Genomic DNA, 16293 nt, shown 5'->3' on the forward strand with positions numbered 1-16293 from the left:
TGCTTAGTTGAAACCACTGGTGGAGATAAAGTCGACATCGGTTTTCGGCTCGCCGCGCATCAGCAGCTCGATCACCTGGGTCAGGGTCCGGCCTTCGAACAGGATCGCGTGCAGCCCGGCCACCAGGGGCATGTACACCTGGACCTCCTGGGCTTTGACCTTGAGCACCTTGAGGGTGTTCACCCCTTCTGCCACTTCACCCAGGCGGCTGACCGCCTCGTCCAGGCTCAGGCCCTGGCCCAGGGCGTGACCGACCTGGTAGTTGCGGCTCTTGGGCGAGGAGCAGGTGACGATCAGGTCACCGACCCCGGCCAGGCCCAGGAAGGTCATCGGGTTGGCACCCTGGCTGACGGCAAAGCGGGTCATCTCGGCCAGGGCGCGGGTGATCAGCATGCTCTTGGTGTTCTCGCCCATCCCCAAGGCCACGGCCATGCCGGCGATGATCGCGTAGACGTTCTTCAACGCCCCGCCCAGCTCGACACCGAAACGGTCGCCGCTGGCATAAACACGAAAGGTGCGCCCGTGCAGTACGGCCTGAACCTGCTGGCAGAGGGCTTCGTCTTCACTGGCGACCACGGTGGCCGTCAACGCGTGTTCGGCCACTTCGCGGGCCAGGTTGGGCCCCGACAGCACGCCGATGCGCGCCTGAGGGGCGATTTCTTCGAGGATCTGGCTCATCAGCTTGAAGCTTTGCGCCTCGATGCCCTTGGTCAGACTGACCAGCATCTTGCCGCCCAGTAGCTGAGCGTGCGGCGCCAGCACGCTGCGCAGGGCGCTGGAGGGCAAGGCGACGAAGATCAGCTCGCAGGCCTCGAGGGTCGCCAGCAAATCGTTGACCGGCTCGACCCCGGCATGCAACTTGATGCCCTTGAGGTAGCGCGGGTTCTCGCGGTTGGTACGCATGGCTTCGGCCTGCTCGGGGTCGCGCATCCATTGCCGCACCCGAACGCCGTTTTCCGCCAGCAGATTCGCCACGGCGGTGCCGAAACTCCCGCCTCCCAGAACTGCAACAGGCTGCTGTTCAGTCATATCCAATCCGTTAAAACCAATTAAAGTGGCGACCTGCGCATTATACGGAGCGCCAGTGCCAGAGCCAGTGGCAGATGACCGAATAGGCCTTGGGAACAGTCGCGCCATGACTGGAAAATGCCCGCCACTCGGTTAACATGCCCGACTTGAACCAGTTACCAAGGCCGCACTGTGTCTTTTGGCCCGACCTCCAATCGCCCTTTATTATTGCTGACAGCCCTGCTCAGCAGCCCCGGCATGGCTGACGACCTGTTCGTCGACAGCCAGGCCCTGCCGCAGGTGCTCACCGCCACCCGCCTCAAGCAATCGCCAGCGGCGGTGCCGGGCAGCATGACCGTGCTCGACAGCGAGCTGATTCGTGCCAGCGGCGCCCGCGACATACCCGAACTGCTGCGCCTGGTGCCGGGGATGATGATCGGCTACGGCGCCGGCAACCAGCCGACGGTCAACTACCATGGCAGCAACGTCAACGATGCCCGACGCATGCAGGTGCTGATCGACGGTCGCTCGGTGTACCGCGCCGGCCTGGCTACCGTGGACTGGAGCGACATTCCGCTGGCCATGGAAGATATCGAGCGCATCGAGGTGTTCCGCGGCCCCAACACCGTCAGCTATGGCGCCAATGCGCTGATGGCAGTGGTCAATATCCTCACCCGCAGCCCGGCCGACAGCCATGGCACGCGCCTGAAGGTTACCCGCGGCCAACGCGGTATCAATGACTGGTACGCAAGCCAGGGCCTGGGCTGGGACGGTGGCGACCTGCGCCTGTCGTTGTCGGGCATGCAGGACGATGGTTTCGACGAAAACCGCTGGGGCCAGGACTACCGCGACAGTCGCCGCCTCAACCGCCTGGCCCTGAGTGCCAGCCACACCCTGGCCAGCAATCAGAGCCTGGAATGGCAATTCTCGGCCAAGGAAGGCAGCGATCAGCGGCCCTACACCTATAAACCGGTGTTCCCCTACATTACTGCCGCAGGCAACAACGCCGACCTCAACGCCAAGGACTACGCCGGTTCGCTGCGCTGGAACATCGACTTCAACCCCGACCACAGCCTCTATGTACAGGGCTCGGCCCAGCACTGGGATCGTGAGCAGGTATGGCGCGCCTGTGATGCGGCGCTGTCGTTCAGCCCGCAACTGACCCAGCTCTGGCGCCTGAACCCGAATTACGCCGAGCAGGTGGCGCGCAACATTACTTCGCCCTTGCCCGCCGGCAGCAGCGAGGAACGCGCCCTGGCCGAGCAGGTACAGCAACAGTGGAGCAATGGCGGTTCGCAGCAGGTCTGCGGTGATATCGACCAGAGCACCCGGGAAACCCGCTACGACCTTGAAGTGCAGGACACCCTGAGCCTGTCCGACAGCCTGCGCCTGGTCAGCGGCGCCAACTATCGCTACGACCGCGCCGACTCGCAGACCTATTTCAATGGCAGCCTGGACGACAGCACCTGGCGCCTGTTCGGTCACCTGGAATGGCGCGCCGACGAGCACTGGATCCTTCAGGGCGGGGCCATGTACGAAGATGCCCGCCTGTCCGGTAGCTCCTTGACCCCGCGGGTGGCGGTCAACTACCTGATTACCCCGCGCCATGGATTGCGCGCGGTATACTCCGAAGCGGTGCGCTCGCCGGACATGTTCGAGAACAACGTCAACTGGAGCTACCGGGTCAATAACCTGGTGCCTGGCGCTTTCGGCCGGCGCAACGCCGAATATTTCGTCAAGACCCGCGGCCCCGGCGATCTTGAACAGGAGCGCATGCGCTCGCGGGAACTGGGCTACAACGGTTACTTCGCCGATGCCGACCTGAGCGTCGACCTCAAGCTGTTCTACGACGAAATCACCGGCATGATCAGCGAGCCGCTGCGCAACAACCAGTACATCGCCAGCAACAGCAACGAGGCCCGTTTCAGCGGCAGCGAAGCGCAGTTGGACTGGCGCCTGAGCCCCGCCGACCGCCTGCGCCTGACCTACGCCTACGTCGACGCCTGGGCCAGCAACCCCGCCGACCGACGCCTGAGCGCCCACAACAGCGGCTCGGCCGGCTGGCTGCGCGACTGGGGCGCGGGCTGGTCCAGCGCCCTCTTCTATTACGGCGACGACGCCCTCAACCAGTACCGCTTCGAACGCCTCGACCTGCGCGTGGCCAAGCGCCTGCGCTGGAACCGCACCAGCCTGGAGCTGGCCGGCATGCTCCAGCAGCGTCTGGACGATGAGCCCACGACCATCGCCGACAATCGCTACGACAGCCGTCATGTGCTGTCTTTCAGTGCGGAGCTGGAATTCTGATGCGCCGCCTGCGGCGCTGGCTGCTGCTGGCCTGCCTGTGGCCCCTGTGCGGCCTGTCGGCTAACGAGATCCTGCTGACCGGCAGCCAGGACAACGCCGGTGTGCGCAGCTTCGTTGAAGCGTTGCGCGAGCGCCGTCCGGCTGATCAGGTGCGTTTCGTGCCAGTCGCCAAGCTACCCCGCCCCAGCCAGATCAAAGCCGCCACCCGGCTGATCCTGCTCGACAGTGCCAGCCTCGAATGGCGCCTGAGCGAAACCGCCGGGCCACCGGCGCTGGCCTTGCGCGTCAGCCGGGTCCAGGCCCAGCAACGGCTGGGCAGCCTGCGCCCGGCTTACCTCAGCCTGCTGTGGAGCGACCCACCCCTGGCCCGGCAGTTGCGCCTGGCCCGCTACCTGTTGCCGCAGGCCAAGCGGGTCGGCGTGCTGTATGCCGAACACAGTCAGTTCCTCCTCGATGAATTGCGCAAGGCGGCGCGTCCGCTGGGCCTGGAAATCGTCGCCGAAGCCTGGCCAGACCTGCGCGACAGCCGGCCTTTGCAAAGTCTTCTGCAAAACAGCGATGTACTGCTGGGCATCGACGATCCACAGTTGTACAACTCGAAGACGGCCAAGAACGTTTTGCTCAGCAGCTATGGCCGGCAGATGGCGCTGATCGGGCCCAATGCCGGGTTCGTCAAGGCCGGCGCCCTGGCCAGCACCCTGAGCGACCAGGACGACTGGCTGGCGGTGCTCGAACGGCTGCTCGACCAGGCGCCCAACCGCTGGCCCCGCACGCTCTACCCGGATCACTTCAGCGTGCTCGGCAACCAGCAGGTTGCCCGCGCCCTGGGCATCGAAGCGATTGACCCGTCCGCCGCCGCCCTGGCCCTGGCCGAAGGAGAAAGCACACCATGAGTCGGCGCCTGAGCTGGGACATTCACACCCGCACGCAGATCATCAGCCTCGGTCCGGCCCTGTTGCTGACCCTGCTGCTGATCAGCTTCTTTACCTTCGTGCGCATTCAGGACTTGCGCCAGGAGCTCAACCACACCGGCCAGTTGATCGCTAATCAGTTGGCCCCAGCTTCCGAGTACGGCGTGATCGCCGGCAACAACGAAGTGCTCGAAAGCCTCATGCGCGCCACCTTGAGCATCCCCCACGTGCGCTTTCTCGAGGTGCAGGACAGCAGCAACCACATCCTCGTGTACGTCGAGCAGCCTGACGAAAGCCACAACCGCGCGCAGCAGGTGGAAGTGTTCCAGGCACCGATCCGCCTGCAACAGATCCGCCTGGACAACGACTTCCTGCACAGCAACGCACCGACCAAGAGCATCGGCGATGACTACCTGGGCCGGGTGATCGTCGGCATGTCGGATGACGCCTTCAACGAACGGCAACAGGAAATCGTGGTCAAGGCCGGGATTCTTGCCCTGTTCGCCCTGCTCTTTACCTTCATCCTGGCCCGGCGCCTGGCCCTGAGCCTGGCCAAGCCGATCAGCGACATGGGCCATGCGGTCAAGGCCATCCAGCAAGGTGAGTTCAATGCGCCGCTGCCGGTGGTCGATGACAGTGAACTGGGCCACCTGGCCCGGCACATCAACAACCTCGCCAGTGCGCTGGGCAAGGCCAGTCACGAACAGCAGCAGGCCATGTCGCAATTGATCCAGGCCCGTGAAGAGGCCGAGCAGGCGAACAAGGCCAAGTCTGATTTCCTGGCGATGATGAGCCATGAACTGCGCACGCCGATGAACGGTGTTCTGGGCATGCTGCAATTGCTGGAAACCACCACCCTCAGCGAAGAACAGGCCGAGTACACGGCCGTGGCCAGTGAGTCGACCGGGCACCTGCTCAAAGTCATCAACGATATCCTCGACTTCTCGCGCATCGAGCGCACCACCCTGGAGCTGGAGCACATCGATTTCAACCTCGGCGAGCTGATCGGCAGCAGCGTGCAGTCGTTCCAGCACCTGGCCCAGCAGCGCCAGCTGGACCTGCAACTGCGTCTGCCACCGGGCATGGAGCAACTGCAGGTGGTAGGCGATCCGACGCGCATCCGCCAGGTGTTGCTCAACCTGATCGGCAACGCGCTGAAGTTCACCGAGCACGGCAGCGTACAGATCGAACCGCGCTGGCAGGTGCTCGACCGCCAGCTGATCTGGTTCACCTGCGCGGTACGCGACACCGGTATCGGCATCGACAGCACGCGCCTGGAAATGATGTTCATCGCCTTCCAGCAAGCCGACAGCTCGATCTCCCGCCGTTATGGCGGTACCGGCCTGGGCCTGTCGATCGCCCGCACGCTGACCGAACGGATGGGCGGCACCCTGCGCGGCGAAAGCCGTGAAGGCCTCGGCTCGACCTTCACCCTGGAGATGCCTCTGGCCTTGTCGACGGCGCAAACGCCGCGCCTGCCCAGCGGCCTGACCCGCCCCGAAGACGACGGCCAGGGCCGGCGCATCCTGCTGGTCGAGGACAATCCGGTGAACCAGACGGTGATCGAAGCCATGCTGCGCAGCCTGGGTTTTGAGGTGTGCATCGCTGTCGATGGCGCCCAGGCCGTGGCCCAGGCCGGGCGCCAGCGCTTTGCCGCAGCGCTGATGGATTGCCGCCTGCCGATTATCGACGGCTACGAGGCCACCCGGCGCATTCGCCTGCTGCCGCAGGCGGCCGCCATGCCGATCATCGCCCTGACCGCCAATGCCTTGCAGGGCGATCGCGAGCGTTGCCTGAACGCGGGCATGAACGACTACCTGGCCAAGCCGTTCAAACGCACTGATCTGCAACAAATTCTGCAACGCTGGTTGCCCGGTCAGGCAGCTGCGACTGGCGATAAATGCTAAATTGCGGCAGTCTTAGAGACTGGACAAGCGCTGCGAAGGGCTTGAAAATAAAATTTCAGTGCACAAGTGTACTTCTTTGCCCCGTGCGCTGTGACTTTCACTACAACGCAATAGTCTATGTTTAGGCTGCCGGCTCAAACGTACGCGTTTTGGGACGGCCGGGAAGATTTGCCCCCTGCCGCACGGGGACTATTGAGGAGCTCGCATGACCAAACAAAACGCCTTTACTCGGGAAGACCTGCTGCGCTGCAGTCGCGGTGAGCTGTTCGGCCCAGGTAACGCGCAACTGCCCGCCCCGAACATGCTGATGGTTGATCGCATCACCCATATCAGCCAGGAGGGTGGCAAGTACGGCAAAGGTGAATTGGTCGCCGAGCTGGATATCACCCCGGACCTGTGGTTCTTCGCCTGCCACTTCGAAGGTGATCCGGTGATGCCGGGCTGCCTGGGCCTGGACGCCATGTGGCAATTGGTCGGCTTCTTCCTTGGCTGGCAAGGCCTGCCGGGCCGTGGCCGGGCACTGGGTTCGGGTGAAGTGAAATTCTTCGGCCAGGTTCTGCCGACCGCCCAGAAAGTCACCTATAACATTCATATCAAGCGCGTCCTCAAAGGCAAGCTGAACATGGCCATCGCCGATGGTTCGGTCAGCGTCGACGGTCGCGAGATCTACACCGCCGAAGGCCTCCGTGTCGGCGTATTCACCTCCACTGACAACTTCTAAGGGTTATCCGCATGCGCCGCGTCGTTATCACTGGTCTGGGCATTGTTTCGTGCCTGGGCAATGACAAAGAGACCGTCTCCGCCAACCTGCGTGCAAGCCGCCCTGGCATCCGATTCAACCCGGAATATGCCGAAATGGGTCTGCGTAGCCAGGTTTCCGGCTCCATTGACCTCAACCTCGAAGAACTGATCGACCGTAAAATCTTCCGTTTCGTTGGTCACGCCGCTGCCTACGCCTATCTGGCAATGGCCGACGCGATCAAGGACTCGGGCCTGACCGAAGAGCAAGTCTCCAACCCGCGTACCGGCCTGATCGCAGGCAGCGGCGGCGCTTCGACCCTGAACCAGATGGAAGCGCTGGACATCCTGCGCGAGAAAGGCGTCAAGCGCGTTGGCCCGTACCGCGTCACCCGGACCATGAGCAGCACCGTTTCGGCGTGCCTGGCCACCCCGTTCAAGATCAAGGGCCTGAACTACTCCATCGCCTCGGCCTGCGCCACCAGTGCTCACTGCATCGGTACTGCGATGGAACAGATCCAGATGGGCAAGCAGGACATCGTCTTCGCCGGTGGCGGTGAAGAAGAGCACTGGAGCCAGTCGTTCCTGTTCGACGCCATGGGCGCGCTGTCCAGCAAGCGCAATGACACCCCGGAAAAAGCTTCCCGTGCCTACGACGCTGACCGTGACGGCTTCGTCATCGCAGGCGGTGGCGGCATGGTCGTGGTTGAAGAGCTGGAACACGCTCTGGCCCGTGGTGCCAAGATCTACGCGGAAATCGTCGGCTACGGCGCCACTTCCGATGGCTACGACATGGTCGCGCCAAGCGGCGAAGGCGCCATCCGCTGCATGCAGATGGCCATGTCCACCGTCGACACCCCGATCGATTACCTGAACACCCACGGCACCTCGACGCCGGTTGGCGACGTTGCCGAAATGAAGGGCGTTCGCGAAGTGTTCGGCGACAAGGCTCCGGCCATCAGCTCGACCAAGAGCCTGTCCGGTCACTCCCTGGGCGCCGCCGGCGTTCACGAAGCGATCTACTGCATGCTGATGATGGAAGGCAACTTCATTGCCGGTTCCGCCAACATCGACGAGCTGGACCCGGAAGTGGCCGACCTGCCGGTGCTGACCAAGACCCGGGAAAACGCCAAGATCGATACCGTGATGAGCAACAGCTTCGGTTTCGGCGGCACCAACGCCACCCTGGTGCTCAAGCGCTGGGAAGGCAAGTAAGGGCCAGCCCCTTATGCTCGAACGCCCCGACTCGTCGGGGCGTTTTTGTTTGTGCCATCGCGGGTCCTGCTCCGACCTTGTGGGAGCGGCGGTGCGACAACTCGACTTGACCCGCGATGCTTTACACCGAAAACCGCCCCACCAACCCATTCAGCTCAATCGCCAACTGCGACAACGCCTGGCTCGCCGCGTTGGTCTGATTCGCCCCCGCCGAGGTCTGCATGGCCAGGTCGCGGATATTGGTCAGGTTGCGGTCCACCTCCCGCGCCACCTGCGCCTGCTGCTCGGAGGCGCTGGCAATCACCAGGTTGCGCTCGTTGATCAGGCTGATGGCCGCAGCAATCTCTTCCAGCGCCGCCCCTGCGGCATGGGCGCCTTCCAAGGTGCCACGCGCCCGCTCGTTGGTGTGCTGCATACCCTCGACCGCACGATTGGTGCCTTGCTGGATGCCATCGATCATCTGCTCGATTTCACGGGTCGACTGCTGAGTGCGATGGGCCAGTGCCCGCACCTCGTCCGCCACCACGGCAAAGCCGCGCCCGGCATCACCGGCGCGGGCCGCTTCAATCGCGGCGTTGAGCGCCAGCAGGTTGGTCTGCTCGGCAATCGCACCGATCACATCCAGCACCTTGGTAATGCCATGGACCTGTTGCGCCAGCTGCCCGACCTCTTCGGCATTGGCGGTGACGCCGGCCGCCAGGTCTTCGATCGAGGTCACGGTCAGGCGCACCTGCTCACGTCCCTGGCGGGCAATACGATCCGATTCGCGCGATGCTTCGGAAGTGGCCACGGCATTGCTCGCCACCTCCTCCACCGCGGTGGTCATCTGATTGACCGCAGTCGCCGCCTGTTCGATTTCCTGGCTCTGCTGCAGCAGCCCGCGGGTGGCATCTTCGGTCACCGCGCTGAGCTCTTCGGAGGCTGAAGCCAACTGGCTGGACGAATCGGAGATGCGCCCGATGGTATCGCGCAGGCTCTGCTGCATCTGCTTCAACGCCGTGAGCAAGCGCGCCGGTTCGTCCTTGCCCTGCACCGAGATCTGCGGGGTCAGATCACCGGTGGCCACTACCTCGGCAACCTTCAGTGACTGCGCCAGCGGCCGGACGATACTGCGGGTCAGGGTCAGGGCCAGCACCACGGTGAGCACCACGGCGGCGATCAGCAAGCCGATCACCCAGACCCGCGCCTCCTGGTAGACAACCTCGGCAAGGTCGGTCGCGGTGTTGGCATGATGGTTATTGAGCGCGATCAGCTCGTTGAGACTGGCGGTCATCTGGTCGGCCAACTGGTTCATCTCGCCGTTGACCATGGCTACCGCCTCTTCAAGCCGATGCTCGGTGGACAAGGCCACCACCTGGTTCTGCAGCTTGAGATAGCGCTGCTCCAGGCCCAGGTAACGATCGAACAGGGTTTGTTCTTCGGGCAACACGATCAGCGCCTGGTACTTCTGCTGGGCTTTGTCCAGGCCGGACTTGATCTCTTCGATGCGCGACTTGTTCTGTTCCAGCGCCGCAGCATCGCGATTGACCAACAGGCGCAGGGTCAGGGCGCGGATGCGCAGCATATCCTGGGTCATCTGCCCGACCGAAATCACGCTGGGCAACCAATTGCTGTCGACCTGCGCGGACTGCTGGCGCATGCTGGTCATCTGCATCAGGGCAAAAGCGCCCAAGGCAAACACCAGCGCCGCCACCAGACCAAAACCCAGGCCGGCCCTGGGCGCGATATTCATGCTTCTCAAGCTCATCTTCTGGCTCCCTCCAAAAGCGCTGCAAAACAGTGCAGCAGTCCTTGCTTCTAGACGGTATCGGCCTGGGGAAAATTTGCGTAAGACGAAAACGTGATATCAAAAGGCCTTATGATCGCGACACCATGGTCACCCTTGATCAGCGCACGGTAAAGCGCTGCTCGGCAAGCAGACGATCACCCTGGAAGACCATGAAATGCCATTGTCCCGGCACCACTTCGTGGTTCTCGGTGAACTCGTAGGCCATGACGTCCTGGGCCGCCCCCGGCACCAGCTTCTGCACCACTTCGAACTTGTCGTGACGCTTGCCGTCCGGGGTGCGTACACCGGGGGTGAGGTACAGCAGGGTCAGCGGCGTGTCTTCGGCGACCTTGCCCTCCAGCCGGTAACGCATACCGAACTTGCTGCCCAGGCGCGCCGGGATCTCATCGGTTGGCTGGATGGTCTGGTTGCTCTGGGTCAGCACCCGCTCACCCGGCTGGAAATTCTGGTGGCGGGTTTCGAACAGGCCGTACTCGACCGGGCCATCAACGCGAACCTCGGCAGCGGCCAGGCCACTAACCAGCATGAGCCCGCACAGGGCGCTGAAACGACGTGGGAACATAGTGCACTCCATCAGGTTGATGGCGGCAGGCTATGACACGGGCATGACAGGCTGATGACAGGGCTGTCACTTGCGCGCCTTGGGCAGTACGGCAAGGAAGTTGTCGCGGGCGACCTTTTGCGCAATCTCGGCAGGCAAGGCATCAAGGAACGGATCGAAGCCATGCAACTGCTCGCCCAGGCTGTTGAAACGCCCGACCACGTCGGAACCAAGCATGAAGCGCTCAGGGAAGCGCTTGACCAGCGCTAGCCACTCAACCCTGGGGTTGCCCTTCTCATCCAGCAGATAAGGCTGCAGCACGCTCCAGGAGAGGTCTATGTACAGGTTCGGGTAATCCTCGAGCATCCGCGTCAGGGTCGGCAGCAAAAAATCCAGCTGAGCCTGGTGGCGATGAATCTCCAGGCTGGTGCCGGCATGAGCCCAGATGAAGCGGGTGTGCGGGTGATTGCGCAGTGGCTCTTCGATTTCCGCCAGGTACAGCGGGTTGCGCTCACGCTTGGAGGTGATGTTGGAGTGGATCAGCACCGGCAGGTCCTGCTCGGCAGCCAGGTGATAGATGCGGGTCATGGCCTCGTTATTGGCCCTGGGCGTGTCGCCGCTGGTGAGCGCAGTGAGGTCATCATGGCGGGTGAACACCTCGCCAATGCCCTGCCACAGGCCCGGGTGCAGCTCGAGCATGCGCTCGATGTGGGCCACGGCATTCTTGTCCACCGGGTTGAAGCCGGTGAGAAACGGATGAAAGCGCTGGCGTTGTTCGGGGCTGAGTTTCTCCAGTGCTGCCGCTACATAGATATCGGTGGCGCTGTACCAGTAGGCATCGGCATCGTCGCCAGCGTAATAACGCGGGCGCTTGGGCTCATCCTCGTGCCACTTCTTGGCCACCGGGATACCCGAGATCATCGACTGGTCGATTCGGGCCTCATCCATGGCCTTGAGCAAGGCATCCATGCCGGCGGTCTCCTGGAAGAAGTCGACGTAATGCAGGTGCGCATCACTGTAGTGATACTCGCGCGCCTGCGCCGCCTGCAGCGATACCCCCAGCAACAGCACCCAGCCCAGACACCTGGCAATCATCACGCTTTCCTTGTTGGCCGATTCAGACAGGGTAGACCGAGCCGACCACGCGCCAGTTCAGCAGGTTATGCTACAAGAACTTTCCCCCTTGGCCTGGAGCACACCGTGAGCCTTCCCCTGGTCATCCGCCCTCGCGCCGAATCGGTCGAAGGGCAACCTATCCTGCGCCCCCTGCCCTCGGCCCAGTGCCGCAGTGTCGGGCCGTTCGTGTTCTTCGACCACATGCTCGAAACCGAGTACCCGGCCGGGCGCGGCATGAACATCCGCCAGCATCCGCATATCGGCCTGTCGACTCTCACCTACCTGTTCGAGGGCGAGATCCAGCACAAGGACAGCCTGGGCTCGGATCAACGGGTCAAGGCCGGTGAAGTCAGCTGGATGACCGCTGGCAGCGCCATTGCCCATGTCGAGCGCACGCCTGCCGAGCTACTGCCCGGCAACTCGCGATTGCACGGTTTGCAAGTATGGCTGGCGTCACCCAAGGAGCATGAGCAAGGCCCTGGGCACTACAGCCATCATCCGGCGGCGAGCTTGCCGGTCAGTGACACCCTGGGGGTCAGCATTCGCATGATTGCCGGCAGCGGTTTTTGCCTGCAATCGCCGGTGCCGGTGCTGTCACCGACCCTGTATGCGCTGGTGCAGATGCAGGCGGCGACCACCCTGACGGTGCCCATCGAGCATGTCGAGCGTGCACTGTATGTGCTGGATGGCGAAGTCAGCCTGAACGACGAGGCGGTCGAGCCGTGCAGCCTGGTGATCTTGCCGCCCGGCGAGGAGATGAGCCTGTATGCCGACAGCCAGAGCCAGCTGGTGCTGTTTGGCGGGGCGCCACTGGACGGGCCGCGGCGAATGAACTGGAATTTCGTTGCCAGTGATCCGGCGCTGATCGAACAGGCGCGGGCACGCTGGGCGGCCGGAGACTGGCCGACGGTACCAGGGGAAAGTGAACGGATCGAGTTGCCTTGAGATTGATCGCCGGCAAGGCCGGCTCCCACAGGGTGGATGCATGCAGGTCCAGTGCGGGAGCCAGCCTTGCTGGCGATGGGCTGCACAGCAGCCCCGCCCCACTCAGCGCTGGAACACTTCATCGAGCAAATTGAACATCGCGCGGAACGCGCGCTTGGACGTGCGTGCGTCGTACTTCATCTTGCCGGGGATATTCGCTGCGGTATCGGTGAACGAGTGCACCGCGCCGCCATAGCTGATCAGCTGCCAATCAACCTTGGCCGCGTCCATCTCGGCTTCGAAAGCCGGTAGCTGCTCCTTGGGCACGAACGGGTCGGCGGCGCCATGCAACACCAGCATCGAGGCCCGGACCTTGCCCTCCTCGGCCGGCAGCGGCGTATCCAGGGTGCCGTGGAACGATACAGCGGCCAGCAGGCGCGCATCTTCACGCGCCAGCTCCAGCGCACAGCAGCCGCCGAAGCAGAAGCCGAAGGTGGCCAGCTTGCCAGGCTCCAGTACCGCCCTGGATTGGCCCAGCAACTGGTCCAGCGCTGCCTTCAAGCGCTTGCGCAGCTCGACGCGGTCATTCTTCAGCGGCGTCATCGCCGCACCGGCTTCATCCATGTCCGACGGACGCAGGGTCTGGCCGTAGATGTCGGCCAGCAACACCACATAACCCTGGGCGGCAACCTCGCGGGCGATACGTTCGGCGCCCTCGCCCACCCCCATCCAGTTTGGCGCCATCAAAAGCCCAGGCTGCTCGCGGGCGCCCTGGGTATAGAACAAGCGGCTCTCATAGGCTTTGCCGGCAACATGATAGACCAGCGATTCGACGGTAACCTTGCTCATGCACTCCTCCTTGCACCATGAAAAAAGCCCGCCGAAGCGGGCTTTCCTGCAACTACTTAAGCCGACAATTCGACCAGTAGCTTGTTCAGGCGACGAACGTACGCCGCCGGGTCCTTGAGGCTATCGCCCGCCGCCAGCGCGGCCTGATCGAAGAGGATGTGCGAGAAGTCGGCGAAACGGTCTTCGCTCTGCTCGTTGTCCAGCTTCTCGATCAGCGGGTGGCCCGGGTTGAATTCGAAGATCGGCTTGGAGTCCGGCACCTTCTGCCCACTGGCCTCGAGGATCTGGCGCATCTGCAGGCCCAGGTCCTGCTCACCGATGGCCAGGATCGCCGGCGAGTCGGTCAGACGGTGCGAGACGCGCACTTCGCTGACGCTTTCGCCCAGGGCCGCTTTCAGGCGCTCGACCAGGCCTTCTTTCTCCTTGGCGACTTCTTCCTGGGCTTTCTTGTCCTCTTCGGAGTCCAGCTTGCCCAGGTCCAGGTCGCCCCGGGCGACGTCGACGAAGCTCTTGCCGTCGAATTCGCTCAGGTAGCTCATCAGCCACTCGTCGATACGGTCGGTCAGCAGCAGGACTTCGATGCCTTTCTTGCGGAAGACTTCCAGGTGCGGGCTGTTCTTCACCTGCGCGTAGGACTCGCCGGTGAGGAAGTAGATCTTGTCCTGACCTTCCTTGGCGCGGGCCAGGTAGTCGGCCAGGGCAACGCTCTGCTCGCCGCTTTCGTCGTGTGTGGAAGCGAAGCGCAGCAGACCGGCGATCTTCTCCTTGTTGGCGAAGTCTTCGGCCGGGCCTTCTTTCATCACCTGGCCGAAGTTCTTCCAGAAGCCCTTGTACTGCTCAGGCTCGTTCTTGGCCAGCTTCTCGAGCATGTCCAGCACGCGCTTGGTCAGCGCCGATTTCATCGAATCGATGATCGGGTCTTTCTGCAGGATCTCACGCGAGACGTTCAGCGAGAGGTCGTTGGAGTCGACCACGCCCTTGATGAAGCGCAGGTACAGCGGCAGGAAGGATTCTGCCTGGTCCATGATGAACACACGCTGCACGTACAGCTTCAGGCCGCGCGGCGCTTCACGCTGGTACAGGTCGAACGGGGCACGGGCCGGTACGTAGAGCAGCGAGTTGTACTCGAGCTTGCCTTCGACCTTGTTGTGGCTCCAGGCCAGCGGGTTCTCGAAATCGTGACCGATGTGCTTGTAGAACTCCTGGTACTCCTCGTCCTTGATCTCGGTACGCGGACGGGTCCACAGGGCGCTGGCGCGGTTGACGGTTTCCCATTCTTCGGCCGGCTTGTCTTCGCCCTCGGCGGCTTCGACCTGTTTTGGCAGCTCGATCGGCAAGGCGATGTGATCGGAGTATTTCTTGACGATGTTGCGCAGGCGCCAGCCGTCGGCGAACTCTTCTTCACCCTTTTTCAGGTGCAGGACGATGCGGGTACCGCGCTCGGCCTTGTCGATGGTGGCGACTTCGAAGTCGCCCTCGCCCTTGGACGACCAGTGCACGCCCTCGGCGGCTGGCAGGCCGGCGCGGCGGCTGAACACATCGACCTTGTCGGCGACGATGAAGGCCGAGTAGAAGCCCACGCCGAACTGACCGATCAGGTGCGAGTCCTTCTTCTGGTCACCGGTGAGGTTCTTCATGAAGTCGGCGGTGCCGGACTTGGCGATGGTGCCCAGGTGCGCGATCACGTCCTCGCGACTCATGCCGATGCCGTTGTCTTCGAGGGTGACGGTGTTGGCGTCCTTGTCGAAGCTCAGGCGGATCTTCAGCTCGGCGCCGCCTTCGAGCAGCTCTGGCTTGGCCAGGGCTTCGAAGCGCAGTTTATCGACGGCGTCGGAGGCGTTGGAAATCAGTTCGCGAAGGAAGATTTCCTTGTTCGAATACAGGGAATGGATCATGAGGTGCAGCAGTTGCTTCACCTCGGTCTGGAAGCCCAGGGTTTCTTTTTGAGTTTCCACACTCATGGTCTTCAACACTCCGATCTGATGACAGTTGTCGTTGGGCAGGCCAGCGGCCTGCTTTCACGGCGGGATGCACAACAGATGGGGGTGGCTGGGGCTATTTCAAGGGCGAGGTCATTTCTTCGATCTTGAAATGTGCTCGCGCCGTGGCAATCGGCTCATCCGGGTTGCCTTGCCAGGCCGTGATCGCCACATTGGTCACCCGCCGGCCCTGGCGCCACAGCTGGCACTGGGCGTAGGTGTCGCGATAATGGCCGGCACGCAGGTAGTCGATGGAAAAGTCGATGATTTTCGGAATTGCCGCACTTTCACTGAAAATCAGCAAGTACAGCGCAGCCGACAACTCCATGAAGCCGGCAATCACCCCGCCGTGGATCGCTGGCAGCAACGGATTGCCGATATTGTCCTGGCTGGCCGGCAGGCAGAACAGCAGGTCATCGCCCTGACGGCTGCACTGGATACCAATCAATCCGGCATAAGGGATCAACTGCAGCAGCGGTTCGTAATTGCCTTCGGCATGCGCCTGGCGCAGTTGCTGGTGCACTTCTGGCGGGATCATTGGCCACTCCCCTTGAGCTTGTTGGCGAAATTGAGACCGCCCTTGATGCCCTTGCCCAGACGCATGAAAGTGCCAACCACCTGCGCGATTGGCTGCTCGGGGTCATCCTGGTAAGCCACCCCGCGGGTGAAAATCACATCGCGGGAAACGCGGTAACAGTACGCGTGACCGAAAATATCCTTACCGGCCTCGGCCGGGTGCATGTAGTCGATGCGCAGGTCCAGGGTCGGGCAGACCTCGAACTCAGGCAGCGCGCAGAGGGTGGCCATGCCGCAGGTGGTGTCCATCAGGGTGGTGATCGCCCCGCCGTGCACCGCGCCGGTCTGAGGGTTGCCGACGATCCTCGCGGAGTATGGCAGCACCAGGGTCATGCCCTGGGCGTCAGCGTGATGCACGCGCATCTGGAGTACCTGACAATGGCGTAACGCCGAGAGAAAGCGCTCGGCCATTGCCAGCAAGGAAGTGTCGGTCATT

The 16293-nt window shown here is 62.9% G+C and carries 14 protein-coding genes; 6 read left to right on the forward strand and 8 right to left on the reverse strand.

Annotated elements, in window-relative coordinates; all coding sequences use genetic code 11:
- Positions 1-3: 3 nt before the first annotated feature.
- Positions 4-1029, reverse strand: a complete 1026-nt coding sequence (locus tag CCOS864_RS19315; RefSeq protein ID WP_115087923.1) for an NAD(P)H-dependent glycerol-3-phosphate dehydrogenase — start codon at positions 1027-1029, stop codon at positions 4-6.
- Between the two features lie 171 nt (positions 1030-1200).
- On the opposite strand from CCOS864_RS19315, the gene CCOS864_RS19320 reads away from it, so the two are divergent.
- From CCOS864_RS19320 to fabB, 5 genes are all read left to right on the forward strand, one after another.
- The gene (locus tag CCOS864_RS19320; protein WP_115087924.1) at positions 1201-3312 is read left to right on the forward strand and encodes a TonB-dependent receptor plug domain-containing protein; all 2112 of its coding nucleotides are present in this window, start codon (positions 1201-1203) and stop codon (positions 3310-3312) included.
- A complete protein-coding gene (locus tag CCOS864_RS19325; protein ID WP_115087925.1) occupies positions 3312-4205 on the forward strand; it encodes an ABC transporter substrate-binding protein in 894 nt (297 codons plus the stop codon). Before CCOS864_RS19320 ends, CCOS864_RS19325 begins: the two co-directional genes overlap by 1 nt.
- Positions 4202-6130, forward strand: a complete 1929-nt coding sequence (locus CCOS864_RS19330; RefSeq protein WP_115087926.1) for an ATP-binding protein — start codon at positions 4202-4204, stop codon at positions 6128-6130. Before CCOS864_RS19325 ends, CCOS864_RS19330 begins: the two co-directional genes overlap by 4 nt.
- A 205-nt stretch (positions 6131-6335) precedes the next feature.
- Complete coding sequence (fabA, locus tag CCOS864_RS19335) at positions 6336-6851, forward strand: 3-hydroxyacyl-[acyl-carrier-protein] dehydratase FabA (RefSeq protein ID WP_115087927.1); 516 nt, start codon at positions 6336-6338, stop codon at positions 6849-6851.
- A gap of 11 nt (positions 6852-6862) precedes the next feature.
- The gene (gene fabB, locus CCOS864_RS19340; protein ID WP_115087928.1) at positions 6863-8083 is read left to right on the forward strand and encodes a beta-ketoacyl-ACP synthase I; all 1221 of its coding nucleotides are present in this window, start codon (positions 6863-6865) and stop codon (positions 8081-8083) included.
- Between the two features lie 121 nt (positions 8084-8204).
- Here the strand turns inward: fabB and CCOS864_RS19345 are convergent, their stop codons facing one another.
- From CCOS864_RS19345 to CCOS864_RS19355, 3 genes are all read right to left on the reverse strand, one after another.
- Positions 8205-9830 carry a methyl-accepting chemotaxis protein gene (locus CCOS864_RS19345; protein ID WP_115087929.1) on the reverse strand — a complete coding sequence of 542 codons (1626 nt, stop codon included), beginning with the start codon at positions 9828-9830 and terminating at the stop codon, positions 8205-8207.
- A gap of 139 nt (positions 9831-9969) precedes the next feature.
- Positions 9970-10434, reverse strand: a complete 465-nt coding sequence (locus CCOS864_RS19350) for a DUF3859 domain-containing protein (RefSeq protein WP_115087930.1) — start codon at positions 10432-10434, stop codon at positions 9970-9972.
- A 66-nt stretch (positions 10435-10500) separates the two neighbouring features.
- Positions 10501-11508 carry an amidohydrolase family protein gene (locus tag CCOS864_RS19355; protein ID WP_115087931.1) on the reverse strand — a complete coding sequence of 336 codons (1008 nt, stop codon included), beginning with the start codon at positions 11506-11508 and terminating at the stop codon, positions 10501-10503.
- A 105-nt stretch (positions 11509-11613) separates the two neighbouring features.
- Here CCOS864_RS19355 and CCOS864_RS19360 point away from each other — a divergent pair, with 105 nt between their 5' ends.
- A complete protein-coding gene (locus CCOS864_RS19360; protein WP_115087932.1) occupies positions 11614-12474 on the forward strand; it encodes a pirin family protein in 861 nt (286 codons plus the stop codon).
- 102 nt (positions 12475-12576) lie between these two features.
- Here CCOS864_RS19360 and CCOS864_RS19365 read toward each other — a convergent pair whose 3' ends face one another.
- From CCOS864_RS19365 to CCOS864_RS19380, 4 genes are all read right to left on the reverse strand, one after another.
- Positions 12577-13302 (reverse strand): dienelactone hydrolase family protein, encoded by a 726-nt coding sequence (locus tag CCOS864_RS19365; protein ID WP_115087933.1) that lies wholly within the window; start codon positions 13300-13302, stop codon positions 12577-12579.
- A gap of 56 nt (positions 13303-13358) precedes the next feature.
- On the reverse strand, positions 13359-15263 hold the full coding sequence (gene htpG / locus CCOS864_RS19370) for a molecular chaperone HtpG (RefSeq protein WP_115087934.1): 1905 nt from the start codon (positions 15261-15263) through the stop codon (positions 13359-13361).
- A 94-nt stretch (positions 15264-15357) separates the two neighbouring features.
- Complete coding sequence (locus CCOS864_RS19375) at positions 15358-15819, reverse strand: PaaI family thioesterase (protein WP_115087935.1); 462 nt, start codon at positions 15817-15819, stop codon at positions 15358-15360.
- Positions 15816-16292, reverse strand: a complete 477-nt coding sequence (locus CCOS864_RS19380) for a PaaI family thioesterase (RefSeq protein WP_115087936.1) — start codon at positions 16290-16292, stop codon at positions 15816-15818. Before CCOS864_RS19380 ends, CCOS864_RS19375 begins: the two co-directional genes overlap by 4 nt.
- Position 16293: the final 1 nt, after the last annotated feature.

The sequence above is a fragment of the Pseudomonas wadenswilerensis genome (assembly GCF_900497695.1).
Classification (GTDB): Bacteria; Pseudomonadota; Gammaproteobacteria; order Pseudomonadales; family Pseudomonadaceae; genus Aquipseudomonas; species Aquipseudomonas wadenswilerensis.